Origin of the sequence: Candidatus Pelagibacter sp. HIMB1483, assembly GCF_052048135.1 — a bacterium.
GTDB lineage: Bacteria > Pseudomonadota > Alphaproteobacteria > Pelagibacterales > Pelagibacteraceae > Pelagibacter.
The window spans coordinates 715,601-741,244 of record NZ_JBNAIM010000002.1 but is presented as its reverse complement, the minus strand read 5'-3'; the positions used below and the strand labels follow the sequence as shown (position 1 = coordinate 741,244).

The window sequence follows — 25,644 nt, the reverse complement described above, 5'->3', positions numbered from 1 at the left end:
ATATTTATTAAGTCATGTACAGAGAGAATAATCATTTAAACTCCCATCTAAAAATATGGATGCTGGTATTATTAGCAATGATAATACTTATTATTTTAGTAGGTGGACTTACCAGGTTAACTGACTCTGGTTTATCTATTACTACCTGGGAATTATTTGTAGGTTCATTACCTCCATTAACAACAGACAAATGGATGGAATATTTTAATCTATATAAAACCATACCAGAATTTAAAGAACAAAACTTTGATATGACTTTAAATGAATTCAAAGTCATCTTTTGGTGGGAATGGGCTCACCGTCAATTAGGAAGATTAATTGGTTTAACAGTTTTGATACCTATGATTTATTTTACTTTTAAAAATGGATTTTGGATTTTAAAAAAATATGGAGTAATTTTTTTTCTTGTATGCCTACAAGGATTTATTGGTTGGTACATGGTTTCAAGTGGATTAGTTGAAAGGGTAGATGTTAGTCACTATAGATTATCTGTACACTTATTAACGGCATTCCTTATATTATCTATCGTTTTCTGGAAATTTCTTCAGTTAACCAATCTTAAAGAAAATCAGATCTCAATAAGATTATACTTAATCAAATTTTTTATATTATTGATATTTTTACAATTAATAATAGGAGCATTTGTATCGGGTATGGATGCAGGAAAAATTTACAATTCTTGGCCTATGATGGGATCAAATTTTTTTCCTGATGATAGTAGATATAATGAATTTCTTAGTTTAAAAGTTTTTGATAATCCTTCGATTGTACAATTTTTACACAGACTTTTAGCTTATCTAATTATTGTAAATTATATTTATTTATTGATTCTTGCTTTCAAAGAAACAAATAAAGTAGTTTTAAAACCAGTTTTGATTATTGGAATTATCTTATTATTTCAAGTTGGATTGGGAATTCTAACAATTTTATCTGGTGTAAAAATTGTTTATGCTTCTTTACACCAGATAAATTCTATTTTTATAATACTTTCAACTTTATATTTTCTTTATATTTCAAAATACAAAGATGTAATTAACTAACAGCTTTAAGATTACCTTTTGAAGATTTATTTAGGGCTTGATCTAAATCTTCAATAATATCATCAATATGCTCTATACCAATGCAAAGTCTTACATAACTTTGTGTTACTCCAGAAGCAGCAAGCTCTTTTTCATTTAATTGGCTATGAGTGGTACTAGCAGGATGTATTGCTAAACTTCTAGCATCACCAATATTTGCTACATGATAAAACATTTTTAAAGATTCAATAAATCTTTTACCAGCTTCAATACCACCTTTCAGTTCAATTCCTACCATTGGACCGTTTCCACCTTTAAGATATTGTTTAGCTCTATCAGCAATTGGTTTATCATGTTCTGTAGAGTATATAACTTTAGTTACTTCTTTGTGTTTCTTAAGAAAATCAACAACATATTCCGCATTTGCACAATGTTGTTTCATTCTTAAAGCAACAGTTTCAAGTCCTTGAATAATAGCAAAAGCATTATCTGGTGAACATGCTGAACCTAAGTCTCTTAACAAACAAACTCGAGCTCTCACTGCAAAAGGAACATTTGCCCCAGTGAGTTCAGGTACAACTTTTCCCCAAACAGCACCATTATAACTAGCATCTGGTTCGTTAAACAAAGGTTGTCTTTTGGGATCAGCTGTCCAATCAAAATTTCCACTATCAACAATACTTCCAGCAATAGCAGTTCCGTGACCACCGATATATTTTGTTAGTGAATGAATAACTACGGCGGCACCATGCTCAATTGGTTTACAAATTACAGGTGCTGCAGTGTTATCCATTATTAGAGGGATATTGTATTTTTTGCCTATATCTGAAACTTCTTTAATCGGAAAAACCCTTAAGTATGGATTTGGTAAAGTTTCTCCATAAAAAGCTCTAGTTTTATCGTCGATTTTTTTTTCAAAATTTTTAGGATCTTTTGGATCAGCATATCTTATTTCAATACCAAGTTTACTTAGTGTGTGTGTAAACAAAGATACAGTTCCACCATATAAATCTGTTGAACTAATAATATTATCACCAGCTTGGGCAACATTTAATATTGAAAATAATGATGCAGTTTGTCCAGAAGAAACTGTTAAACAGGCCAAACCTCCTTCAAGTGCTGCAATTCTTTTTTCTAAAACATCATTTGTGGGATTCATTATCCTTGTGTAAATATTACCAAACTCTTTTAATGCGAAAAGATTGGCCGCATGATCTACACTATTAAATTGATAAGAAGTTGTTCTATAAATTGGAACAGCGACAGCATTTGTTGCTGGATCACTTCTGTAATCACCACCATGTATAGCTATGGTCTCAGGGTTATTTCTTTTTTTACTCATCATCTACTCCTTTTTTAGTGCTTTAACTTTGTGTAAGGCGCACAATACAGTTCAAATGCCTACCGATTATGTTATGAAAAATTCCTTTTTAGCAGTTATATGCCCGCAATAGGATCAAATCGGCAGTGTTTTTTTAACAGATTAGAGTTATTTTACAAGGCAAATATCAAATTGACTTTGGAGTTAATAATAGTATTAATCCTCGCACAATGACAAAATTTGTAAAAAAAGATCAAATATCCTCTTCTTGGTACGAAATTGATGCCAAAAATGCTGTGGTTGGAAGACTTGCAACAATAGTTTCAAAGATTATTAGAGGTAAAAATAAAACAACTTATACACCTCATATGGATCATGGGGATTTTGTTGTTGTTAAAAATATTGAACAAGCAAAATTTACAGGTAAAAAATTTCAAAATAAAAAATATTATAGACATACTGGACATCCAGGGGGCATTAAAGAAACTACACCTGAAAAATTACATGAAAAAAAACCTGGTGAAGCTTTAAAATTAGCAGTTAAGAGAATGTTGCCAGGTGGTGTATTAGGGAGAAAACAATTAACTAAATTAAAGATTTACTCAGGCAATGATCATCCGCATTCAGCTCAAAATCCAAAAATTATTGAATTAAACAAATTAAATAACAAAAACATAATTAGAAATTAATATGGAAAATACTCAAACAACAACAAAAACACCTAAATTAAAACTAGATTTTAAAGATAGTAAGTACGCAACAGGAAGAAGAAAAACTTCAATTGCTAGAGTTTGGTTAAAAAAAGGTACTGGAAGAATATACGTTAACGGTAAACTTTATAGTGACTATTTTTCAAGTGATAATCATAAAATGCAAATTACAAGACCATTTGAGATAATTAATCAGCCTACAGAATTTGATGTGAGATGTAATGTTAAAGGTGGTGGTCCCACAGGACAGGCAGGAGCTATGGTACATGGTATCTCAAAAGCTTTGGTCTTATTTGATGAGAATCTTAAATCAACCCTAAGAACGGAAAAACTGACCACTAGAGATTCTAGGGCAGTTGAAAGAAAAAAACCTGGAAGAAGAAAAGCAAGAAGAAGTTTCCAGTTTTCTAAAAGATAATTTTTTTTTAATTTTAAACTGTTATAATAAAAAATGCCTAAACTTAACGTTTTAGTTACTGGTTCTACTGGCTATATAGGAATTCAACTAATTAAATTATTAGTTAAACATAAATATGTAAAAATTAAATATTTGTGTGGAAATTCATCTATTGGGAAAAAAATTTCAGATTATGATAATTCAAGAACTTTAATTAAGTTACCTAAAATTATTAAATTTAATAGAAAATATTTAAAAGATGTTGATATTATTTTTACTGCATTACCTAATGGTGAGGCTCAAGTCATTTCAAGAAATTTAAATGATAAGAATATATTAATCGATCTTGCAGCAGATTTTAGATTGGAAAAAGCTTCTGATTATTTGAAATGGTACAAACAAAAACATAAAGCTATTAATAATATTAAAAATAGCATTTATTCATTACCTGAAATAACTGGAAAAAAAGTAAAAAATTTTAAAATAATTTCTTGTCCAGGATGTTATCCAACTTCAATTCTTTTGCCTTTGCTTCCATTGTTAAAAAAAAGATTAATTAAAAAAGATAATATTATCATAGACTCTAAATCAGGATACTCTGGTGCTGGACGTGGTGTTCATAAAAAATACAAAGATAAAAATTTATATGAGTCTCTTAGTGCTTATGGAATTGGTTTTCATAGACATAATCCTGAAATTGAACAAATGATTAAAAGATACTCTAAATTAAAAGCCATTTTTGATTTTACTCCTCATTTATCCCCAATGTTTAGAGGTATATTAAGTACCATCTATGTAGATTTAAATAAAACAGGCTCACAAACAAAACTTATTAAAACTTTATCTAATTTTTATAATAAATCTACTTTTGTAAAAATAATGAGTAAAGATAAATTGATCAGTACTAATGATGTGATAAATTCCAATTATTGTCATATTTCAATTTGTAAAACAAAAAATAAAAATAGAATAATCATATTATCTGCAATAGATAATTTAATAAAAGGTGGAGCAGGACAAGCTATTCAAAATATGAATATAAAATATGGCTTTCCAATAAATACAGGTCTAAAATGAGATTTTTCTTATACATCATTTTAACTATATTGATTACTAATTGTTGATTAAATAAAGACTCTAAATATTGGACTGAAGATAGTATAAAGAAAAAAGCAGATAACAAAAAATTAATTGAAATAATTAAAAAATCTAATGATATTAGATCAATGTCTGTTGAAGAGTATGAAATTTATATGGATGATTATATTAAAAAAAGTAAATTTCCGGACATTAACGAATGAATAAAATAGTAAACATAGCTATAGTAGGTTTAGGTCAAGTTGGTATTTATCTTTACAATGAACTAAATTCTAAAAAAAAAGAAATTGAGATTAAAACTGGAAAAAAAATTAATATTGTAGCTATCTCAGCCAAAAATAAGAATAAGAAAAGAAGATTTAAGATTAATAAAAATATTTTTTATTCAAATCCTATAAATATTTTTAAAGAAAAAAAAATTGATATTTTATTTGAGTCTATTGGACAGTCAGATGGCATTTCAAAAAAAGTTGTCGAGTATGCTTTAAAGAATAAAGTTAATGTAATTACCCCTAATAAAGCTTTAATAGCTAAACATGGCGATGCGCTTGCTAAACTAGCTGAAAAAAATAAAGTTAATTTAGAATTTGAGGCATCAGTTGCTGGTGGAATTCCTATTCTAAGGACAATTAAAGAGGGTCTGGCAACTAACAAAATCAATAAAGTTTATGGAATATTAAATGGAACGACTAATTATATTTTATCTGAAATGGAAAATAGTAATGAAACATTCGATAACGTTTTGCGAAAAGCCCAGAAACTAGGTTATGCTGAACCTGGTAATCCGAAATTAGACTTAAATGGCTTCGATGCTTTTGCAAAAATAAGAATTCTATCAGCACTTTCATTTAATATTAAAATTTCAAAAGCTAAATGTATAATGGAAGGAATTCAAAATATTAAACTAGAAGATATCAAGATTGCTAGTCAATTGGGTCTTAGAGTTAAATTATTAGGTATTTCTCAGATGATTAATGGACAGTTATTTGAAACGGTTCATCCATGTTTAGTAAACAAAAATACTTACATAGGAAATGTAAATGGGGTTATGAATGCTGTTATTACGGAGGGTAAGCCTGTAGGTGAAAGTGTTCTACAAGGTGAGGGGGCAGGTCCTGGACCTACATCTTCATCTTTGCTATCTGACCTATTGTCTATTTTAAGAGGTAATATTAAATATCCGTTTGGGATTTCATCATTAAAAAGAAGGTCAATTAAAGCATTTAATAATGATAATTATACAAATTCTTTATATCTCAGATTCGAAGTAAGAGATAAACAAGGTGTTCTTTCGTTAATAACTAATCGATTAGCTAAATATAAAATTTCAGTAAAAAGAATAATTCAGACACCAGATAAGAAGAATAAAAAAGCAACTATTGTTATAATCACACATAAAACATCTGAAATTAATGCAAAAAATTGTTTATCTATATTTAAGAAAAACAAGAATATTCTTAAATTTCCAACATTAATTAGACTTTATAATTGATGGCTATTTACATAAAACTTTTTGAAGTTTTGTTCCCAGTATTTTTTGTTGTAGGTATTGGGTATTATTTAGGTAAAAAAAATCCCAAAATCGATACATCATTTATTACTAATTTTGCTGCCAATGTAGGTACTCCTGCAATGATTATCTATGCTTTAAATCCAACAAATATATCTTTCAATGTATTCAAAAGTTATTTTTGGTATTATTTAATTGCTATTGGTGGTTTTTTTATAATTGGTTTTGTATTTTTATCTATATTAAAAACAAAAGATATCATTAGAGAATTACCACCATTTGTAATGCCTAATACTGGTAATATGGGTCTTCCTATATGTTTGTTTGCTTACGGTTCGCAGGGATTAGGTGTTGCTGCTGCAATATCAGCATTAATCATCTTATGTCATTTTACCTTAGGTGTTTTTTTAGCTGATAGACGTTTTAGTTTAGATGTTATTTTAAAAAGCCCACCATTTTACGCGATCATAATTGCTGTTATTTTACTTTATTATGAGATTAAACTTCCTGTATTTATTGAAAACACAACTTTCTTATTAATGTATGCTACAATTTTTTTAATTTTAATGTCTTTAGGCATAGCATTAACAAGATTAAAAGTTTTTTCTTTTAATAAAGCATTATTTTCTTCAATAGGTCGAGTAATTCTTGGTCCTGTGGTAGGTTATCTATTAATTATTTACTTTAATTTAGACGGTTTTGCTGCTGGTGCTTTATTAATACAATGTTCAATGCCTAGTGCAGTATTAACTTATTTAGTAGGCTCAATGTATTCTCCAAAAAAAATAGTTGATAGTATTGCTAGTATGATTGTTGTCTCTACTCTAATGTCATTTATTACTATTCCATTAGTTGTATTCTTTGCTTTAAAATACTTTAATTAATCTATATCCTTCTTTTACAAATGAAGGCTATAACTTTTAATCTTTTAGCGTGGGTAATGCTTCCTATAATGGATGGATTTGCTAAATATTTAAGTGCAGATCTTCCAGTATTACAAATTACATGGGCAAGGTATTTTTTTACAGTGGCTTTCACTTTTCCAATTATGTTTTTCTTTTTTCGAAAAAATCTTGTGTGGACGGATAAACCAAAATTGCAATTCATTAGAGGTTTAATTCTTTTAACTGCAAATATTTGTTTCTTTTATGCAATTTCGGTTATTTCTTTAGCAAAAGCATTAACTCTAGCTTTTGTTGCTCCTTTAATTGTTACAGCTTTTTCTCCAGTTTTTTTAGGTGAGAAGGTGGGTTTTAGAAGATGGTCTGCAGTAATTATAGGTTTTATAGGTTCTTTAGTAGTTATAAGACCAGGATTTGTAGAAATTAACTTAGCAAGTGTAGCCGCTCTTAGCACAGGTGTAATGTATGGGTTTTATTTAATAATTACTCGTAAGTTAAGTACCTCAGATAATCCATTATTAACTTTATTGTTAACCGGTGTAGTAGGGGCCATAATTATATCCAGTGTAATGCCATTTGTATGGGTTAAACCTAGCTTAAATCAGTGGTCTATGATGGCTGCGATAGGTATATTTGCCTGTATAGGTCATTTATTCTTAATATTGTCTCTTAAATACGCTGACGCTTCAAAATTAGCTCCATTTAGTTATTTTGAGATCATTACCAACATCATTATAGGCTATTATTTCTTTAATGATTTCCCTGATAATTGGACTTTCTTAGGATTATTTATTATTGTATTAAGTGGTATCTATATCTCCAAAAGAGAGAACTTAATTAAGAAAGTAAAATAATAGGTACTATTTATTTACTAATATATAAAGTATTACATTAAGTTTATTAACTAAATTATTGTTTTTATTGGATTTTTTATAATATATGAAATTATAATATTATGATCAATCTTAAATATAAATAGACATAATTACTATAATAGTTACTTATTTTTTTCAAAATAATGAAAAATATTAAAAAAACCAACAAAATTAACCTTTTTTAACCATACCAAATATTAAATTGATTGAAAAATAGGATGGTCTAAAAGTGTTGATATAGTTGAATAGTAGAGCGATGCACTAATTGAATATACCGTTTAAACGGCCATAGAGGGGTCTATTTTAAGTGTAGCCTCATATATGGTACAACTGAAGGGTGAACTTTGCAAATTTACAAGAAATCAATTAGAAAGATCAAAAAACGTTGAATTTATTGACTTTTTTAATGTAAAAAAGCCCTAAAATAGGGCTAAATTATTACTTTTTCAGATTTAAGTAATTTGAGCTTTTGCCTAATTCCACCTCTCCCAGAGTAGCCTCCAAGACCTCCATCAGACCTAATCACCCTATGGCAGGGTATTTTTGGAGCATATGGGTTTTTAGCACAAGCATTAGCTACAGCTCTTGCTGATTTAGGGCTTTTTATAGCAATAGCTACCTGTTTATAGGTTTTTACCTTACCTTTTGGTATTGTTTTAAGGTATTTCCAGACTTTTAATTGAAATTTTGTTCCTTGCACTGATTTTTAGCGTAAAGTAATTATTATTTAACTTTAATACATAAAGTTCTAGAAATCAAATTATGTAGACCTTGTTTTCTTGAGGTAAAACCAATCATAAAAAAACCTATAAATAGTATTAAAGAAGAGATTATAGTTAGATAGAAATTGCCTGTAGCTCTCCAAAAACCAATTTTTTGGTGATTTTCGTTACTAATTTGAATATCTAAAGCCCTCATTCCAAAAGTTGCTTGTTTTGTTGAAGAATGTTGTATTGCAAAATATAACCAAGTAACAAAAAAACTTGCTATCCAGCCAATAACTGGAATGAAAATTAGGACTATTTCAATTATAATCAATATTATCAAATCTATAAAACCAGCAATGAATCTTTGCCAGAATCCAGCATATATTTGTTTTTTACCTAACTTTTTATAAGGTTTTTTTTGAATTAACGTTAAACAAAGTATTAAAGCAATTAGAGCTGGTGAAAATAATATTATAACTATAAGTGTTTGCCAAATTCCTATGGACATAAATTATTAAATTATTTCATTTGACATTATAAATCTATTAATATATAACTTCCGATAATTAATGGTTATCGGAAATATATATGAATAATTTAGTAACTGATGTTAAAAGCTTAGAAATAGAAACTTTAAAAAATTTAAAGAATTCAAAAGCTAATAATACTTTAAGAGCTTACCGATCTGATTTTAAGGACTTTTCAGGATTTTGTGCAAAAAATTGCTTATCTTCAATGCCAACACAGCCAAAAATTATAGCTCTGTATATTACTCATCTCTCAAAATCATCAAAATTTAGTACATTAAAAAGAAGAATTGCATCTATAAGCGTATTACATAAGCTAAAAGGGCATTATCTGGACACTAAACACCCAATAATAATGGAGAATTTACATGGTATTAAAAGAACTATAGGGTCAAGACAAAGATCAAAAAAACCTATATTAATCAATGAGTTAAAATTAATAATTAAAGCAATAGATAAAGAAAAAAGTAGGGATAAAGCTTTAATTTTAATTGGTTTTGCTGGTGGATTTAGAAGATCTGAGCTTGTAAATCTTGATTATGAAGATCTCGAATTTGTTACAGAAGGTGTAAAAATTCTTATAAAAAAATCAAAAACAGATCAATCAGGTGAAGGAAGTGTTAAGGCCATCCCCTACTTTGATAACAGAGAGTTTTGTCCTGTTACAGCACTTAAAGATTATGTTAGCGAAAAATTTACAGAAAAAAATGAGGGTAAACTTTTTAAATTATCAGATAAATCAGTTGCTTTAATTATAAAAAAATATGCAGAAAAAGCTGGCTTAGACGCATCAAGATATGCTGGACATAGTTTAAGATCAGGATTTGCAACTACAGCTGCAGAATTTGGAGCAGAAGAGAGAAACATAATGGTCATGACAGGTCATAAAACTACACAAATGGTTAGAAGATATATTCAAGAGGCAAATTTGTTTAAAAATAATGCATTAAATAAAATTAAAATATAAATCTAAATTTTAATAAATAAAATTGATTTTAAGTGAGAGAAACTATTTTTCCTAAAGATAGATCAACAATATATTTAGCAATTTTAGTCTCATTAAATAGTTTGAAATATTTTTCTTTACCTTTTCTAGCGATATTTTTTCTTAATTTATCATTTTTTTTTAAAAATTTAATCCTACTTGCCAGATCATCAACAGAGTCATAAAAAACAATCTCATTTTTATTGAAAAATTTATTCATTTCAACTTTTTTATCAATAAAAACTAATAATCCATTTCCCATAAGTGAAGCAATTCTATTGCTTGAATAATGTTTTGTAGGTTCCCCCCTACTAAGATTTAAAGCCATTTTTGAGTTAAGAAGTGATTTGTAAAATTCATTACCCCAAACTGGTTCTTGTTTTCCAATTCCATAAAAATCATATTTTATTCCATCAATTTTTTTTATAAGTTTTTCTAAAAAAACAACTCTATTGTCAGTTTTTCCAACTTTTAAAGTTGCTCGATTAACCCCGTGACTCATTGCGTAAAAAATATCATTTTCAGGTTTATGTTTGAAAACATCAAAGCATTCAATATTTTTATCTACAGGTGTCATAAAAAAATGTATATTTTTTGAGTATTTCTTAGGCAAGTTAACAACTGATGGACTTGTTGTGATGAAAGAATGGTCTACAAATGGTAAAAATTTATTTAATTTATGGATATTTTCTGATGTATCTGGCAAGTTTTTCATCAAAGGATCCTCATTCCACTGCGATATAATTATATTCTTATTAAGTGATCTAAAATCAGTTAAAATATCTTGATTAATATTATCTGAGTGACCAAAAATGATTAGGTTTGGATTATAATTTCTAAATGTTTCAATTAAATATTCATGAAATTTGTCTTTAAAATTTAAGAAATTTAACCTTTTATTTTGCCTAACAAAATCTCTATCACTAATTTCAATTACATCATGTCCATTTCTTATAAAACCATTAGTAAATTTTTTTCCTAATGAAAGGTTATAAATTCTATGATTAAGTTTTTGTGCTAAATTATAGATATTTATTATTCTTAATTTATTCTTCAAAAAGTTGATTTTTTTAAATGGAAATAATGAGCTTCTCATTAAATCTATAACTTTTGAATTATTCTTAAGATTATGTTTAATATTCATTTGACTATTTAATTGAATTTTTTTTCTTAAACTTTTATTTTTAATCAATTTAATAGTTTCGATTTCAATATTTCTAACATCCAACTTTTTAAGTTTTATTGCATAATCTGTTGTCTCAGGAAGGCCTCCTTTATTTGAAATAATAGTAGCACAACCTCTTGAAGATGCCTCCATAGAGGTTCGACCAAAAGGCTCTTCCCATCTTGAGGGTATTATGGCTATTTCAGATTTACTTAAATATTTAAGAACTTTATTATGGGGTATTTGACCCAAAGATTTATGTCTAATATGTGTGGGAAAGTTTTGAAATCTTTTTTCTTCACCTATAGAATATGCAATCCAATCTTTGTTAAAATCCAAAACTTTAAACATTGCTTTACAATATAAATCATATCCTTTTGACTCATTTAATTTTCCCACAAATATAATTTGTTTGTTTTTTTTGACCTTTTTTTTGAATGGATCAATACTATGATAAATAATTTGTGTCTTATTATCGGATAAATTTGGTAATCCTTCAAAAAATTTTTTTTTTACCCATTTTGTTATAAAGATAATTTTATCAACACTATTTAATAAATAAATTCTATCATTAACAGTTTTTGCACCTTTCATTGTTGTTGGATCATTATGAAAATATAAAATTATTTTTGAATTTGTTTTTTTATAAAATTCCCTAATCATTATTGGTCTATTGTGTAACTCGATAATATCAAAATTCATATTTTGTATTTTTTTTATAATCCTATTTGAATATTCTTTTGTAGTGCTGCTTAATCTCGAATTAATAGTATTTATATTAATATTTATATAGTTTTTTGTTAAAAATTTTTTATTTGATGTGTTACCAAAAATAAAAATATTTTTTTTATAAATGGAATCTCTCATGAATTCGCTAATCCATAAAGCTACTGCTCCTGCTCCTTTTTCTGTATAATTTTCTTTATAAGGAAGAATAGATGCAATTTTCATATCAATTATTTATTAATAAATATTTTCTTTTTTTTTTATTTTTTTTTAAATGATACTCAAAGGACATAGCCTTTCTTTTATCATAAAATCTTTTTTTATAGATAATTTTCCACTCATAACCACGAGTTGACTTTGCTCCTTTACCAGTATTATGCTTTTTTAGTCTTAAATTTAAGTTATTTGTATATCCAACGTACGATTTTGTTATCTTATTATTTACGCTTTTAAGCATATAAACATAAAATATCATAAATGTGGCGGTCCCTAGGGGAATCGAACCCCTCTTTCGAGGATGAAAACCACGTGTCCTAACCGATAGACGAAGGGACCAAATTTGTTTTTTTTATTGTATAATAGCTTCTTTATCAAGTGTTATTAGGTTGCATTAATCTTTTGTTTAGCTTTAATATTCTTTTTAAGGCCAGTAGATTTATGAGTAATCAAAGTGTCAGTAATAATTGTATTATTCTCAATTTTGATACCCGAAACAAGCTCACCAGATGTTATGCCGGTCGCACAAAATATTGTGTCTCCTGTTACAATTTCATTTAAAAAATATTTTTTATTTAAGTCTTCAATTCCCATATTTTTTGCTCTTAATTTATCATTATCTTTTTCAAATAAAAATCTACCCTGAAAAAAACAATTAAACGAATCTAATGCTGAAGCTGCCAATACACCCTCTGGACCACCACCAATCCCTAAAAAAATATCAACATTGTATTTTTCATCAGTTACCAATAAGGCACCAGAAACATCTCCATCAGTAATAAGTTTAAGTTTAACTTTCATTTTTATCAATTCATCAATAATTTCTTTATGCCTAGGTCTATTAAGAATACAAGCTGTTAAATTTTCTGGTTTTTTATTCTTAAAATCAGCCAAGTTATGAATATTTTTTCTAACTGTGAAATCTAGATCAATTATTTGATCATTTGGTACGTTTGCTGAAATTTTATTCATATATGTTTCTGGGGCATTAAATAAATTGTTTTTTTCTGCTACAGATATTACTGAAAGAGCACCAGGGAGATTGTAAGCTGCAAATTTCGTACCTTCAAGTGGATCAACAGCTATGTCTAATTCTGGGCCAGACATTGTACCAAGTTTTTCACCTATAAATAACATGGGAGCTTCATCTAATTCACCTTCACCAATAACTACTCTACCTTTCATATTTATATTGTTTAATTCTGATCTCATAGCATCAACAGCAGCTTTATCTGCATGATCTTTATTTTTTTTTCCAACAAAATTATTACTTGCTATAGCTGCTTGAGTAGAAACTTTTAAAAAAAGATTTTCAAATTTTTTATCTAAAGCCATTAAGATACAGTTTCCATTTTGGATATTTCTAATTTTTCCTCAAATTCTCTTAATCTTTTCCAAACCGAAATTAATTCAACAATTGTAGACCAGCTTTTAACTAAATATTGTAAAGATCCCTCTACCCTTCCAAAAGCTCTAGTAATTTGTTGAACAAAACCCAATGTAATTGCTCCTGTAACTATAGTTGGAGCCAAAGCTAAATAAGGGACGATTACCATTCCTTGAAAATAACTCCACTTAACAGTGTTGAAATATAAGTAATGAAAATAAGACTTATAGTGAATTCCTCTTACTCTATTATATAGTTGTCCTATTGTTGGTGGTGCGGCTCTAATTGGATCATCTTCACCATGAACTAATTCTTTTCTATAACCTGCTTCTTCTTTTTGAATATCATATTCAATGCCAGGAAGTTTAATACCAACAGCAGCCAAGAGTAATGTTCCACCTAAAGCAGAAATTATAGCAACCCATACTAAAGCATGATCCACCTCCCCAATCCATGGTAATACATCTATTTGTTTTGATAAGCCCCAAAGAATAGGAGTGAATGCAATAAGTGTCATTATACTATCTAATAGTCCAGTTCCCAATCCTTCCATTATTCTTGCAAATTTTAATGTATCTTCTTGAACTCTTTGGGAAGCACCTTCGGTTAATCTCGCTTTTAACCATTGTTCATGGTAATAATCAGCCATTGATGTTCTCCATCTAAAAACCCAATGACTGGTAAAAAACCCTGTGAATACTGCTATAAGAATCCAAAGAGCTGCAATTTTTGCAAATGTAAAAAGATAACCAATAAACTCTGTTTCAGAAACTGAATTTGGAGTAGTTAAAGCTTTTTGTAAAGTATCATAGAACTCACCAAACCATTCATTAATTTTTACATCCAATTGAACTTGATACCAAGTTGAAACAAGAATAAAAATTGATCCGAAGATACTCCATAAAAACCATTTTTTTTGAACAAAAAATTTAAACATATATTTATTTTAAAAAATTATTAGCGTATGATTTTTTAACAATTTTTCTTTTTTTTGGCTCAATAATTTCAAATTCTATTTTTTTCTTTTTTGCATAATTGATTGCTAGTTCTTTTGTAGAAAACTCAAGTCTTAATTCGCTGTAAGTATCATTAGAACTTTCCCATCCCATTAAAGGATTTTTAGTAGGGTCATTTGTTTCAAATTCCAAAACCCATTTATCTAATTTACCTAAACCAGATTGCATGGCACTTTTATTTGGTTTGTAAATTTTAGCTTTTTTCATAAAGTGGTCGGAGTGGCAGGATTCGAACCTGCGACCCTCTGGTCCCAAACCAGATGCGCTACCAGGCTGCGCTACACTCCGAATGAGATCGTTATAGCGTTTTTGCTTATGTTTTCAATAAAAAGAAAAAGAGATTATTATAAGAAAAAGTAGTAATAATTGATTTCAACTTATATTTTTTCATATAATTTCTATTAACATTTGGATTAAAAACATTTTAATAGATATAAAAGAACCTATCATTTGTGATATAAAAAAATATGATTATACAATGTATTAATTGCAATAAAAATTTTGATGTAAATTCAGAACTTATACCAAGTTCTGGGAGAACTATTCAATGTGGCTCATGTAAACATGTATGGTTTTTTGATCCAAAAAGATTAATTGTTAAAAAAAAAGTAGATTTTGAAAATATTAAAATACAAGAAAAAAAACCTCTCTCAAAAATAAAATCAACCAATAATAAAAAATCAGAAATAGAGATTAAGAAAAAAAATATTAATGAATCTAAGAATAATAAGAATTACGAAATAACCCAATATCATGGTAAAAAGAATCTTTCATTAAGTAGCTTTTTGTCATATTTAATAGTGATAATAATCTCTTTTGTGGCTTTGATAATTGTTGTTGATACTTTTAAAAATCCTTTATATCAGATCTTTCCAAATTTGGAGTTAACAATGTTTAATCTATTTGAAACATTAAAAGATATAAAACTGTTTATTAGAGATTTAATTTAACTATGATTAATTATTTATCAAAACCTTTTAAATGGTTTTTTAAACTTGAGGCAGCAAGTGGTTTGGTTTTATTATTTGCTGCAATAATTGCATTAATAATAAGTAATTCAAATTTAGCTGATTTTTATTTTTCAACTTTAAATAAATATTTATTTATAGGTATAAATAATTTTGGATTAAAATTATCAGTTATTCATTGGATAAATGATGCATTAATGGCAATTTTCTTTTTCTTTGTAACATTAGAAATAAAAAGAGAATTTTTGCAGGGAGAACTTTCTAATATCAAGCAAGCTTTATTGCCAATTATTGCTGCTATTGGTGGAATGTTAGTACCAGCATTATTCTATGTTTATATAAATTTTGGCGATAGTGAAACCTTAAATGGGTGGGCTATACCATCTGCTACTGATATAGCTTTTTCTTTAGGTGTTTTATCTTTGTTAGGGAAAAGAGTTCCATTATCTTTAAAAGTTTTTTTAACTGCACTTGCAATTATAGATGATTTGGGAGCTATAGTTATTATAGCACTTTTTTATTCAGGTGATTTAAATATAAAATATTTAAGTCTCATGTTATTAACATTTATTATTTTATTAGTAATAAATAAATTTAATATCAAAAAATTTTTACCATATTTAATTGTTGGATTATTTCTTTGGGATTTTACTCATAATTCTGGAATACATGCCACAATAGCTGGCGTCTTATTAGGAATGACAATTCCTCACAGAAAAAAAGAGAAAGATTTTTCATTATTAATTAAAGTAGAGCATGCTATTAGTCCATACGTAGCTTTTGGAATAATGCCATTATTTGCATTTGCTAATGCTGGTGTATCATTAGAAGGTTTGTCACTATCTTCTTTATTAGATAAAGTGCCCTTAGGAATTTTATTAGGATTATTTGTTGGAAAACAATTAGGTGTCTTCATATTTTCATATGTATCAATAAAAACTAAAATTGCTCAAATGCCTAATAATTCAAATTGGTTTAATTTTTATGGTGTTGGAGTTTTAACTGGTATAGGTTTTACAATGAGTCTTTTTGTTGGAAATTTAGCATTTGTTGAAAATGTTCAATATATGGATGGAGTGAAAATTGGAGTACTGACAGGGTCACTTTTATCGACTTTATTTGGTTATTTTTTAATATTACTCACCCCAAATAAATGAATAAATTTATATTTATAGGATTAGCTTTAATTATGTTTTTTTTTAAAAGTTCAGTTACAGCAAATTATGAGAAGGTTTTTTTTGATTTAAAAATAGAAGATATATCTGGAGAGATAATCGAGCTAAATAAATATAAGAATAAAGTCATTTTACTTGTTAATACAGCAAGCTATTGTGGTTTTACAAAACAATATGACGAACTTCAAACATTATGGGAATTATATGAATCAAAAGGATTGATTGTTATTGGTGTTCCATCAAATTCATTTAATCAAGAAAAAACAAATAATTCTGAAGTAAAAGAGTTTTGTGAAGTAAATTTCAATATTACCTTTCCATTAACCAGTATTACAGAGGTTAAGGGAGAAAAAGCGCATGAAATATTCAAATGGGCTAAAGACAATTATGGAAAATCAGCTATTCCTAAATGGAACTTCCACAAGATTTTGATAAATAAAGAAGGTAAAGTTGAAGATACATTTTCATCTTTAACTAAACCGTTGTCGAAAAAAATTATAAATAAGATAGAAAATATTTTATAAATTTATAGCCATACCATCATGAGCTGGAATGATGTCTTTAGGTAGAATTTTTTTTAATTCTTTATAATCTAAAACAGGAGATAAGTTAGTTAAGATAGCTTTTTTTGGTTTAAATTGTTTGATCGTTGATAATGATGCATCTAAGTTAAAATGTGAAGGGTGATAGTTATACCACAAGCAATCAATTATTAAGTATTGAAGATCTTTGAAATATTTAAAATCTTTATTATAAATTTTATTAACATCACTTATGTAAGCTAATTTTTTATCAATGATAAAACAATTAGATTTAACTTTACCATGCTCGACTATAATTGATTTAATAGGTAGTTTTTTTTTATTATTTTTGGTTAAAATAATTTTGGGCAATTTGTTTAATCTTAAAGTCGCTGGGTATTCTTTTGAATAACTGCTAAAAATATATGAAAAACTTTGTTTTAAGTATTTGGAAGTGTATTTATCTGCATAAACGTTAATTTGTTTTTTATCTCTTAAGAAAAAGGATCTTAAATCATTTATTCCATGTGTTTGATCACCATGCATATGTGAAAAAAGAACTTTATCAATTTTTTTTATCTTATGTCTTAATAATTGTTGACGCAAATCTGGTGATGTATCAATTAAAATGTTTTCATCAGATGTTTGAAGTAAAGCTGAACATCTTGTCCTATAATTTCTTTTATTCTTAGGGTCACAATTGCCAAAAAATCCATCTGGTCTTGGTACACCCATTGAACTTCCACATCCCAGTATAATAAATTTCATAGAATTCTAATTTGAAAAAAGATTATTAAAATTATTTGTAGTACTTTGAATAAGTTTGTTTTTATCTACACCTTTTATATTTGCAAGTTTTGACGCAGTAAAATCAATATAAGATGGCTCATTTTTTTTCCCTCTTTTAGGTTCTGGAGCTAAAAATGGGCTATCTGTCTCGATCAAAATTTTATCTAAAGGTAAAAATTCAAATGTTTTTTGTAAATCTTTAGCATTTTTAAAAGTTATGATTCCACTTGCTGAAAAAAAAGCATTCAACTCTAAAAGTTTTTCTGCAAATTTTTGTGATCCTGTAAAACAATGCATTAGAATTTTTAGATCTTTATTTTTGTATTCATTTAATATTCTAAATGTATCTTCTTCTGCATCTCTTGAATGAATAATTAATGGTACATTACTTTTTAAAGATGCCTCAATATGAGTTCGAAAACTTTGAATCTGTTTATCTTTATCACTATTATTGTAAAAAAAATCTAAGCCAGTTTCTCCAATACCAATTATTTTTTTATTTTCTTTTATATTTTGAACAATAAATTCTATATCTATTGTATCATTATTTGTTTCATGAGGATGTATGCCAACTGTTCCATAAATAATCTTATCTTTATCTACAATCTTTTTAATTCTTTTAAAACTGTCAAAAGAAGTTGATATTGTTAATAATTTTTCAATTCCTATATCTTTAGATCGTTGAAGAACATTATCTAAATCGCTTAATAAGGGTTCATGATCTAAATGGCAATGTGAGTCAATCATTTTTATCTATTTTATTGAAAAGTATATCAATTTTATTAATTAAATTCCCCTTCTTTAAAAAATTATTATTTCCAATTGAATTAAATTCAATATCTTTTTCTTTTAGGTCAAAAATTTTTAAAGCTTTGATAGAAGATGCTGGAATTATTGGGTATAACATAAAGCTTATTTTTCTTACAATTTCTAGTGTAGTATATACAATTGTATTTAGTCTAATAGGATCTTCTTTTTTTTTCCACGGTTCTTGGTCATTAAAATATTTATTAGCCTCAAACAGTGAATTTACTATAAAATCTATATAAAAGTTTATATTTTGGTTATCAATATTTAATCTTATGTTTTCTAAATTATTACTAAATTTATCTAATATACTTAAATCATCTTTATTAAATTCAATTTTTTCAGGTATTTTACTTTGACAATTTTTAATTGCAAAAGCAGTAACTCTTTGACACAAATTTCCATAATTATTAGCCAAATCACTATTAATACAATCTTCCAATCTCTCTTGAGATATATTTCCATCATTTCCAAAAGACACTTCTTTTATTAAATAATATCTTAAAGGATCTAAGCCATATTGATCTATAATTTCCAGAGGATCTAAAATATTCCCTTTTGATTTTGACATTTTTTCTTGATTAGAAAGTATCCATCCGTGACCATAAACTTTTTTAGGTAATTCAATTTTAGCTGCAAGTAAAAAAGCTGGCCAATAAACTGCGTGGAATCTTAAAATATCCTTTCCAATTAGATGAAGAGAAGCTGGCCAAAAATTCTTATATAATTCATTATTTGTATCTGGATAATTGAGAGCGCTGATATAATTTGTTAAGGCATCTAACCAAACATATATTATATGATGATCATCATTTGGAACTTTAATACCCCAAGAAAAACTTTTTCTACTAACAGAAAGATCTTTTAAACCATTTTTAACAAAACTTATTACTTCATTCTTTCTTGAATTTGGCGAAATAAAATCAGGATTTTTTTCATAAAAGTCTAATAAAGGTTTTTCCCATTTTGATAATCTAAAGAAGTAAGACTCTTCATCTACCCATTCTACTGGTGATTTGGATGAAATTGCTATTTTTTTATTGTCTATTTCTTCTATTTCATCATTATTATAAAATGCTTCATCAGATACAGAGTACCAACCAGAATATTTTGATAAATAAATTTCATCATTTTTTTTTAACTCATTCCATAAATGTTGCACTGACTGTTTATGGCGATTTTCAGTGGTGCGAATAAAATCAGTATTTGTCAAATTTAAAGTTTTTGTTAAATCTTTAAAAGTTTTACTTATTTCATCACAAAATTTTAATGTATCTAAATTTTTTTTCTCAGCAGCCCTTTGTATTTTTAAACCATGTTCATCAGTACCTGTTAAAAAATAAACTTTGTACCCATCTATTTTTTTAAATCTTGCAAAGAAATCAGCAATAATACTAGAATAAGCATGTCCCATGTGTGGTTTAGCCGAAGGGTAATATATTGGTGTAGTAATATAATAATTCTTATCCATTTAATAATTTTGAATTAATTTCTAAAAATAATGTTTCATCATCTAGGTTAAATTTTTTATTATTATTAATCTTTTTTAAGAAATAACTAGATAATTCTGAATGAAATACTGATATCTTTTTTAAGAGAAAAAATTCAACTAAGTCATATAATAAAGCTTTATCATTTTTATTCTTTTTGTAATAAGATTCATTTATCATTAACGATAAAAGATCTTTCAAATCGATATCGCTTATATTAATTTTATTTTCCTCTGAAAATTTCAATAAATCATATAATTTCCCTGGTGTAATATAGTAATTTATTAAATCTTTATTCATTAAATTATTAGAAGTTTTGTTAAATAATTTTTGATTAATTTCTGTAATTTTTTTATGACTTAAAGCTATCTTAAAATTTAGACATCTTGATAATAATGTTGGAACTATTTTTTTATTATTATGTATTAAAATAAAGTATATATTGTCATTTGGTTCTTCTAATATCTTTAATAATGCATTTATTGAATTTAAATTTAGAAATTCAATATTATCAATCAAAACAAATCTTGGATTAGAATTTAATGAAGATTTATTTAGACTTATTATAAGGTTTCTAATTTTACTAATATCAATGACCTTTTTATCTGTTTCAATATCAATTAGATAAAAGTTTGGGTTTGAACCATTTTGAATTAATTTATAAGAATAGTTATCTGAATTAATTCTAAATTCATCTATGTTATATGAGTTTTCTTCATTTTTAGACAAAATGAAATTAATTAAGTGGTAAGCTAAAGTGCATTTACCTATACCTTTGTCTCCAGATAATAAAATCTTATTTGGAAGTTTGTCTATTTCAAATAATCTTACAAATTCTTTAAATTCATTTTCTAAACCATAAAGTTTAGTTTGAAAACTTGGTTCTAAATTCATTTAATTAGTTTTTCTATTTTTTCAATTATATTCTTTTTATTTAAATCTATTGGACGATTTGAGTCTATAATCATATATCTTTTTTTATTTTTAGATATTTTTATAAAACCTTTTTGAACTTTTGAGTAAAATTGCATCTTAAATTTATCATATCTATTTAATTTTTTTCTTTTATTTAATCTTTTCCTCATATTTTTTTCATCAACTATATTTAGAAAAGTAAAATCTACTTTAAAAGTACCTAATAAATAGTTATTTATCATTTTCAATATTTTGAGGTTAACTCCCATACCGAAATGTTGGTAAGCTATTGTTGAGTCTGTAAATCTATCAATCAAAATAATCTTTTTTTTATAATATTTTTTTAAATATTTTATATTTTCACTTCTAGAGGCAAGATATAATAACAAATCTGTATTTTTATTAAATTTTAAATTTTTATTTAGAATTAAATTTCTAATTTTTTCAGAATTACGATGACCTCCAGGTTCTCTTAATTTAATATGTGGTATTTTTTTTTTACTTAAATATTTTGAAACATTGTTGATATGATATGATTTTCCACTTCCCTCAATACCTTCAAAAACTATTACAAATTTTTTATACATCACCCCAGATTAAATAATTCAATGATTTCATTAATCTAGAAAATATATTAACTTTATTCACTTCTTCTGATGCCAAAAGATCATATTCACCAATTAAATTTTCATCATAGATAATTTTCAATTTAGCTAAAATTTGATCTTTTTCAATTGGCGCTTCCACTGGACCATCATAAATCATTTTTACTTTAAGTTTCTTTTTTTGACCTTTTTTAATAGTCTTATAAATATCTTCTTTTGTATAAACATTTACATTTTCATTTTTTCCAAGCCAAACTTCAACTTTATTAAATGCTTCACCTGATTTTGATATTTCTATTAAATCAAAATTAGTTAACCCATAAGTCAATAGTTTTGAACTTTCTCTTGATCTAGAATTTTTTGTCTCAAAACCACTTCCGACAGCAATTAATCTTCTACCATTTCTTACTAAGGATGACGCTAAGGAATATCTTTCTACTGCTAGATAACCGGTTTTTATACCATCAGCACCTATATTTTTATATAAGAGTGGATTTCTATTACCTTGAGTAATAGGATCTCCGCCGGTTCTATCCCACGTAAATTCCTTTTCACTAAACCAGGTATAATATTCAGGATGTTTTTTAATCAAATAGTTTGACATAATCATTATATCTTTAACTGTTGAATAATTATCAGGATCATTAATTCCTGAAGAATTAGCAAAATTAGTATTCGTCATACCAATTTCTTTAGCTTTTGATGTCATCATAATAGCAAATTCTTCTTCTGTTCCAGCTATACCTTCAGCTAAAGCAATACAAGCATCGTTACCTGACGCAACAATGATACCTTTTAATAAATCTTCAACACTTACTTGATCACCAACCATAACAAACATTGATGAATAACCAGCCGTCGACAGACGCCAAGCTTTTTCTGAAATAAAAAATTTTTCATCTAAACTTAAATCACCAGATTTAATTAAATCAAATGCAATAATGCTAGTCATTATTTTTGTCATTGATGCAGGATAAATTGATCTATCAGGTTCTTTTTCATATAATATTTCGCCAGATAAAAAATCTTGTAAAATTGCGGTTCTAGCTTTTATGTCTATGTTTGCAAAAAGTGTGTTACTAAAAAATATATTAAGTAAAAAAAATATTATAAGTTTTTTAAGCATTTTTTAAAATTTCCAGATTTTCAAAATTAAACAGACTCATATTTTCAAAAGTTTCTTTTAAGCTTTTTATATCATTAAAAGGACCTATTAGAAGTCTATATTTTGTTTTAGACATTTCAATAATTTTAAGATTTTTAACTAAAGATTCGCTTTTAATTTTTTCTAACATCATTTTAGCTGAATCTTTATAATAAAAATCTGCAACTTTAATTGAATATAAAAAATTTTTATCTTTTATAATTTTCTTTTTTATTTTTTTTTCATTTAAATCACTAATTTGTATTCCATCTACTGGTGCTTTCTCTGCCACTACAGACTCCTCTTCAAATGTTTTAGCTTTTTTTGCAATAAAAGTAGAATCTTTAGAAATTAAGATTATTTCTATATATGGTTCATTTTCATCTAATTCTAAAACTTCTGCAATTCTTAAACTTAAGACTGAGTTATAAAAATCAGAAAATTTAACTTTATTTGATTTTACTTTTGCAATTAAAGAAATTCCATTATTTAAATTTGTTATTTTAACCATGGAATTTTTTTTTAGAGTTTTATGATAAATATTTAAAGATCTTTCTTCAAGTTTCTTAATACCATCTAATTCATCATTATAGATGAGTGCAAATCCTGCATTTTTATACTTATTTTCTATTTCAAAATTTAATTTTTCTTTTTTTGTATTAATTGGAGATTCACAGCCATAAATAAAAAAAAATAAAAAAATTAATAAAATATTTTTATAATTCATTTTTAAATTTATCTTTTAATGTACAAACAGCTAAGGCAAATCTTAATGAACGGTTCCATTTTAAGATTATGTCATAATTGTCAAAAACAACATAAGCTGGCGAAAGTATGTTTGAGTCAGGAACGATATCTTTGTCTGGTGTAATAATTGCTACTTTTTTATTCATGTATTCAGTTTCTAAAATTTCTTTATTCTTAATGTATTTACTAAAATACTTAAGTTTTTTTTTATTATAAAGTTTTTTTGCTGATGTATTTAAATATTTTTCTGAAACATTTTTATCTAACTCTATTTTATAAAAACATGGAGACTCTTTATCCCATCCCATATTGTTTAAATAATTTGCGGCTGATGCAAAAGAATCATAAGAATTTTTAAGATCAATATACTTATCATTATTAAAATCAATCGCGTGATTTTTAATTGTAGATGGCATAAATTGAAAGAAACCAAAAGCTCCTGCCCAGGAACCATATAAAGTCTTATAATCTATCTGATTGTTATCAATAAGTTTAAGCAAAATAAGCAATTCATTAGTAAAAAAATCAGATCTTCTTTTATCAAAACTTAATGTAGCTAAAGATGAAAGTATATCCATTTTTCCTACATAAGTACCAAAATTAGTTTCTATTCCCATTAAAGATAAAAGTAATTCTTTTTCTATTCCAAACTTATTTTCAACATCATTTATTAGGTTGGTTTCATTTTTATAAAATTCAATTCCTTTTTTTACTTTATTGTCAGAGCTTCTTTTAGAAATATAAGTTTTAGTATCTTCATAAAATTCAGGTTGATATCTATCATATTTTATCACGTTGGGTAAAAATTTAGTATCAGACATTACTAAATCAAAGGTCTTTTCTGATATATTATTATTTAAAGCTCTTTTTTTAAAATTCTTTTTCCAATTTTCAAAATTCAAATTTTCATTTGCATTGGCTATAGAAAAAAAGAAAAATATAATTAAAAAAAAATTATTAATTTTTTTCATAAAGATCATTTAAATATATAATTACAGCAATCCAAATAATAATAAAACTTCCAAATTTAACTACTGAAAATTCCTCACCATAATAAAAATAACCTAAAATGAACTGTAATGTGGGTGTAATATAAAAAATCATTCCAGTAGGACCTAATCCAATCAATTCGACACCCCTCACATAAAGAAATAAAGGAATCACCGTCATTGGCCCTGCTAGTAATAAAAATAAACTCAAACCAGGATTCTCAAAATTGAAATCATTTAAACCATTTTTGGAAATTAGATAAAAAACAAATAAAGCAAATGGAAAAATGAATAAACTTTCAATTAATAATCCTATGTCAGTATCAATTTGGATTTTTTTTCGTACTAAATTATAAAAAGCCCAGCTGAAAGCTACTATAAGGCCTACCCAAGGCAGTGATTTCAAATTAAAGATTATCATAACAATGATTGAAACACCTACTAATAAAATTGAAATAATTCTTTTTTTGTTCAATAGTTCTTTAAAAAAAATATACCCTAACAAAACACTTATTATGGGCATTATAAAATATCCAAAACTTGCGTCAATTATTCTTTCTGTTGCAACTGCATAAATCCAGATTGACCAATTAATAAAAATTAAAAGACCAGAAATGAATAAAGCTATTAATTTTTTTTTATTTTTTATTTCTTTTATAAAAATTTTCCATTTTGATAAAAAAGTAGTTGTTATTATTAACATCACGGCTGTCCATAAACATCTATGAACAACAAGCTCAACATGACCAATAAATGAAACATACTCAAAATAGATAACACCAATAAAACCCCACCAAAAAGAACCCAAAGATGTTAATAATAAACCTTTATTAAAATTTCTATTCATAGATAATTTCATGAATTAAGTAATAATTAGACCTAATAGACTATTTTATTGTTGAATTAAATATTTTTAATTATAAAAGCTTTTAC

28 protein-coding genes, 2 tRNA genes and 1 riboswitch are annotated in these 25,644 nt (G+C 26.5%); of the genes, 11 read left to right on the top strand and 19 right to left on the bottom strand.

The annotated features are described in order from the left end of the window. The first annotated feature begins 59 nt into the window (after positions 1–59). Complete coding sequence (locus ACTTAV_RS04585; protein ID WP_440670522.1) at positions 60–1,040, top strand: COX15/CtaA family protein; 981 nt, start codon at positions 60–62, stop codon at positions 1,038–1,040. Here ACTTAV_RS04585 and ACTTAV_RS04580 read toward each other — a convergent pair. Beyond that, entirely contained in the window at positions 1,033–2,361 is a 1,329-nt protein-coding gene (locus ACTTAV_RS04580; RefSeq protein ID WP_440670521.1) for an O-acetylhomoserine aminocarboxypropyltransferase/cysteine synthase family protein, read from the bottom strand. The genes ACTTAV_RS04585 and ACTTAV_RS04580 overlap by 8 nt on opposite strands. Before the next feature lie 3 nt (positions 2,362–2,364). After that, a riboswitch (SAM riboswitch) is annotated at positions 2,365–2,431 on the bottom strand. Positions 2,432–2,570: 139 nt separating this feature from the next. Between ACTTAV_RS04580 and rplM the strand changes: the two genes are divergently transcribed. The 6 genes from rplM to ACTTAV_RS04550 all read left to right on the top strand — a co-directional run bounded on the left by rplM (position 2,571) and on the right by ACTTAV_RS04550 (position 7,811). After that, positions 2,571–3,029 carry a 50S ribosomal protein L13 gene (gene rplM / locus ACTTAV_RS04575; protein ID WP_440670520.1) on the top strand — a complete coding sequence of 153 codons (459 nt, stop codon included), beginning with the start codon at positions 2,571–2,573 and terminating at the stop codon, positions 3,027–3,029. 1 nt (position 3,030) lies between these two features. After that, complete coding sequence (rpsI, locus tag ACTTAV_RS04570; RefSeq protein ID WP_440670519.1) at positions 3,031–3,468, top strand: 30S ribosomal protein S9; 438 nt, start codon at positions 3,031–3,033, stop codon at positions 3,466–3,468. Positions 3,469–3,501: 33 nt separating this feature from the next. After that, positions 3,502–4,524 carry an N-acetyl-gamma-glutamyl-phosphate reductase gene (argC, locus tag ACTTAV_RS04565; RefSeq protein ID WP_440670518.1) on the top strand — a complete coding sequence of 341 codons (1,023 nt, stop codon included), beginning with the start codon at positions 3,502–3,504 and terminating at the stop codon, positions 4,522–4,524. Between the two features lie 220 nt (positions 4,525–4,744). Next, on the top strand, positions 4,745–6,037 hold the full coding sequence (locus ACTTAV_RS04560) for a homoserine dehydrogenase (RefSeq protein WP_440670517.1): 1,293 nt from the start codon (positions 4,745–4,747) through the stop codon (positions 6,035–6,037). Continuing rightward, positions 6,037–6,939, top strand: coding sequence for an AEC family transporter (locus ACTTAV_RS04555; protein WP_440670516.1), 903 nt, complete (start codon positions 6,037–6,039; stop codon positions 6,937–6,939). Before ACTTAV_RS04560 ends, ACTTAV_RS04555 begins: the two co-directional genes overlap by 1 nt. A gap of 20 nt (positions 6,940–6,959) precedes the next feature. After that, complete coding sequence (locus tag ACTTAV_RS04550; RefSeq protein ID WP_440670515.1) at positions 6,960–7,811, top strand: DMT family transporter; 852 nt, start codon at positions 6,960–6,962, stop codon at positions 7,809–7,811. A gap of 451 nt (positions 7,812–8,262) precedes the next feature. Here ACTTAV_RS04550 and ACTTAV_RS04545 read toward each other — a convergent pair whose 3' ends face one another. Next, positions 8,263–8,532 (bottom strand): methylated-DNA--[protein]-cysteine S-methyltransferase, encoded by a 270-nt coding sequence (locus tag ACTTAV_RS04545; protein ID WP_440670513.1) that lies wholly within the window; start codon positions 8,530–8,532, stop codon positions 8,263–8,265. Between the two features lie 23 nt (positions 8,533–8,555). Then, entirely contained in the window at positions 8,556–9,047 is a 492-nt protein-coding gene (locus ACTTAV_RS04540) for an RDD family protein (protein WP_440670512.1), read from the bottom strand. A gap of 80 nt (positions 9,048–9,127) precedes the next feature. On the opposite strand from ACTTAV_RS04540, the gene ACTTAV_RS04535 reads away from it, so the two are divergent. Then, a complete protein-coding gene (locus ACTTAV_RS04535; protein WP_440670510.1) occupies positions 9,128–10,033 on the top strand; it encodes a site-specific integrase in 906 nt (301 codons plus the stop codon). Positions 10,034–10,061: 28 nt separating this feature from the next. On the opposite strand, the gene ACTTAV_RS04530 is transcribed toward ACTTAV_RS04535, so the two are convergent. From ACTTAV_RS04530 to ACTTAV_RS04500, 7 genes are all read right to left on the bottom strand, one after another. After that, positions 10,062–12,167, bottom strand: a complete 2,106-nt coding sequence (locus tag ACTTAV_RS04530; protein ID WP_440670508.1) for a glycosyltransferase family protein — start codon at positions 12,165–12,167, stop codon at positions 10,062–10,064. Position 12,168: 1 nt separating this feature from the next. Continuing rightward, on the bottom strand, positions 12,169–12,399 hold the full coding sequence (locus tag ACTTAV_RS04525) for a GIY-YIG nuclease family protein (RefSeq protein ID WP_440670506.1): 231 nt from the start codon (positions 12,397–12,399) through the stop codon (positions 12,169–12,171). Between the two features lie 23 nt (positions 12,400–12,422). Further along, positions 12,423–12,497: transfer RNA gene (locus tag ACTTAV_RS04520), tRNA-Glu, on the bottom strand. A gap of 45 nt (positions 12,498–12,542) precedes the next feature. After that, a complete protein-coding gene (gene glpX, locus ACTTAV_RS04515; protein ID WP_440670505.1) occupies positions 12,543–13,493 on the bottom strand; it encodes a class II fructose-bisphosphatase in 951 nt (316 codons plus the stop codon). Then, complete coding sequence (locus ACTTAV_RS04510) at positions 13,493–14,482, bottom strand: putative transporter (RefSeq protein WP_440670503.1); 990 nt, start codon at positions 14,480–14,482, stop codon at positions 13,493–13,495. The genes glpX and ACTTAV_RS04510 overlap by 1 nt, the downstream gene beginning before the upstream one ends. A gap of 4 nt (positions 14,483–14,486) precedes the next feature. Continuing rightward, positions 14,487–14,768, bottom strand: coding sequence for an ETC complex I subunit (locus ACTTAV_RS04505; protein ID WP_440670501.1), 282 nt, complete (start codon positions 14,766–14,768; stop codon positions 14,487–14,489). A 4-nt stretch (positions 14,769–14,772) separates the two neighbouring features. Next, positions 14,773–14,849, bottom strand: a tRNA-Pro gene (locus tag ACTTAV_RS04500). Positions 14,850–15,028: 179 nt separating this feature from the next. On the opposite strand from ACTTAV_RS04500, the gene ACTTAV_RS04495 reads away from it, so the two are divergent. Genes ACTTAV_RS04495 through ACTTAV_RS04485 form a run of 3 tightly spaced genes read left to right on the top strand, consistent with a single transcriptional unit; the run spans position 15,029 to position 17,228 of the window. After that, positions 15,029–15,511, top strand: a complete 483-nt coding sequence (locus tag ACTTAV_RS04495) for a zinc-ribbon domain-containing protein (RefSeq protein WP_440670499.1) — start codon at positions 15,029–15,031, stop codon at positions 15,509–15,511. A 2-nt stretch (positions 15,512–15,513) separates the two neighbouring features. Beyond that, a complete protein-coding gene (gene nhaA / locus ACTTAV_RS04490; RefSeq protein ID WP_440670497.1) occupies positions 15,514–16,686 on the top strand; it encodes a Na+/H+ antiporter NhaA in 1,173 nt (390 codons plus the stop codon). Beyond that, positions 16,683–17,228, top strand: a complete 546-nt coding sequence (locus tag ACTTAV_RS04485; RefSeq protein ID WP_440670495.1) for a glutathione peroxidase — start codon at positions 16,683–16,685, stop codon at positions 17,226–17,228. The genes nhaA and ACTTAV_RS04485 overlap by 4 nt, the downstream gene beginning before the upstream one ends. Here the strand turns inward: ACTTAV_RS04485 and ACTTAV_RS04480 are convergent. The 9 genes from ACTTAV_RS04480 to rarD are packed head-to-tail and all read right to left on the bottom strand — an operon-like array spanning position 17,223 to position 25,558. Next, positions 17,223–17,993, bottom strand: a complete 771-nt coding sequence (locus tag ACTTAV_RS04480) for an MBL fold metallo-hydrolase (RefSeq protein WP_440670493.1) — start codon at positions 17,991–17,993, stop codon at positions 17,223–17,225. The genes ACTTAV_RS04485 and ACTTAV_RS04480 overlap by 6 nt on opposite strands. A 6-nt stretch (positions 17,994–17,999) precedes the next feature. Beyond that, positions 18,000–18,761: a TatD family hydrolase gene (locus ACTTAV_RS04475; protein ID WP_440670492.1), complete on the bottom strand. Its 762-nt coding sequence runs from the start codon at positions 18,759–18,761 to the stop codon at positions 18,000–18,002. Then, on the bottom strand, positions 18,754–20,292 hold the full coding sequence (gene metG / locus ACTTAV_RS04470; RefSeq protein WP_440670490.1) for a methionine--tRNA ligase: 1,539 nt from the start codon (positions 20,290–20,292) through the stop codon (positions 18,754–18,756). Before metG ends, ACTTAV_RS04475 begins: the two co-directional genes overlap by 8 nt. Next, the gene (locus tag ACTTAV_RS04465; protein ID WP_440670489.1) at positions 20,285–21,205 is read right to left on the bottom strand and encodes an AAA family ATPase; all 921 of its coding nucleotides are present in this window, start codon (positions 21,203–21,205) and stop codon (positions 20,285–20,287) included. Before ACTTAV_RS04465 ends, metG begins: the two co-directional genes overlap by 8 nt. Beyond that, positions 21,202–21,813: a dTMP kinase gene (gene tmk, locus ACTTAV_RS04460; protein WP_440670488.1), complete on the bottom strand. Its 612-nt coding sequence runs from the start codon at positions 21,811–21,813 to the stop codon at positions 21,202–21,204. The genes ACTTAV_RS04465 and tmk overlap by 4 nt, the downstream gene beginning before the upstream one ends. Beyond that, a complete protein-coding gene (locus ACTTAV_RS04455) occupies positions 21,806–22,957 on the bottom strand; it encodes a D-alanyl-D-alanine carboxypeptidase family protein (protein ID WP_440670486.1) in 1,152 nt (383 codons plus the stop codon). The genes tmk and ACTTAV_RS04455 overlap by 8 nt, the downstream gene beginning before the upstream one ends. After that, a complete protein-coding gene (locus tag ACTTAV_RS04450; protein WP_440670484.1) occupies positions 22,950–23,702 on the bottom strand; it encodes a hypothetical protein in 753 nt (250 codons plus the stop codon). Before ACTTAV_RS04450 ends, ACTTAV_RS04455 begins: the two co-directional genes overlap by 8 nt. Further along, positions 23,692–24,693 (bottom strand): lytic murein transglycosylase, encoded by a 1,002-nt coding sequence (locus ACTTAV_RS04445; RefSeq protein WP_440670483.1) that lies wholly within the window; start codon positions 24,691–24,693, stop codon positions 23,692–23,694. Before ACTTAV_RS04445 ends, ACTTAV_RS04450 begins: the two co-directional genes overlap by 11 nt. Beyond that, the gene (gene rarD / locus ACTTAV_RS04440; RefSeq protein WP_440670481.1) at positions 24,680–25,558 is read right to left on the bottom strand and encodes an EamA family transporter RarD; all 879 of its coding nucleotides are present in this window, start codon (positions 25,556–25,558) and stop codon (positions 24,680–24,682) included. The genes ACTTAV_RS04445 and rarD overlap by 14 nt, the downstream gene beginning before the upstream one ends. Positions 25,559–25,644: the final 86 nt, after the last annotated feature.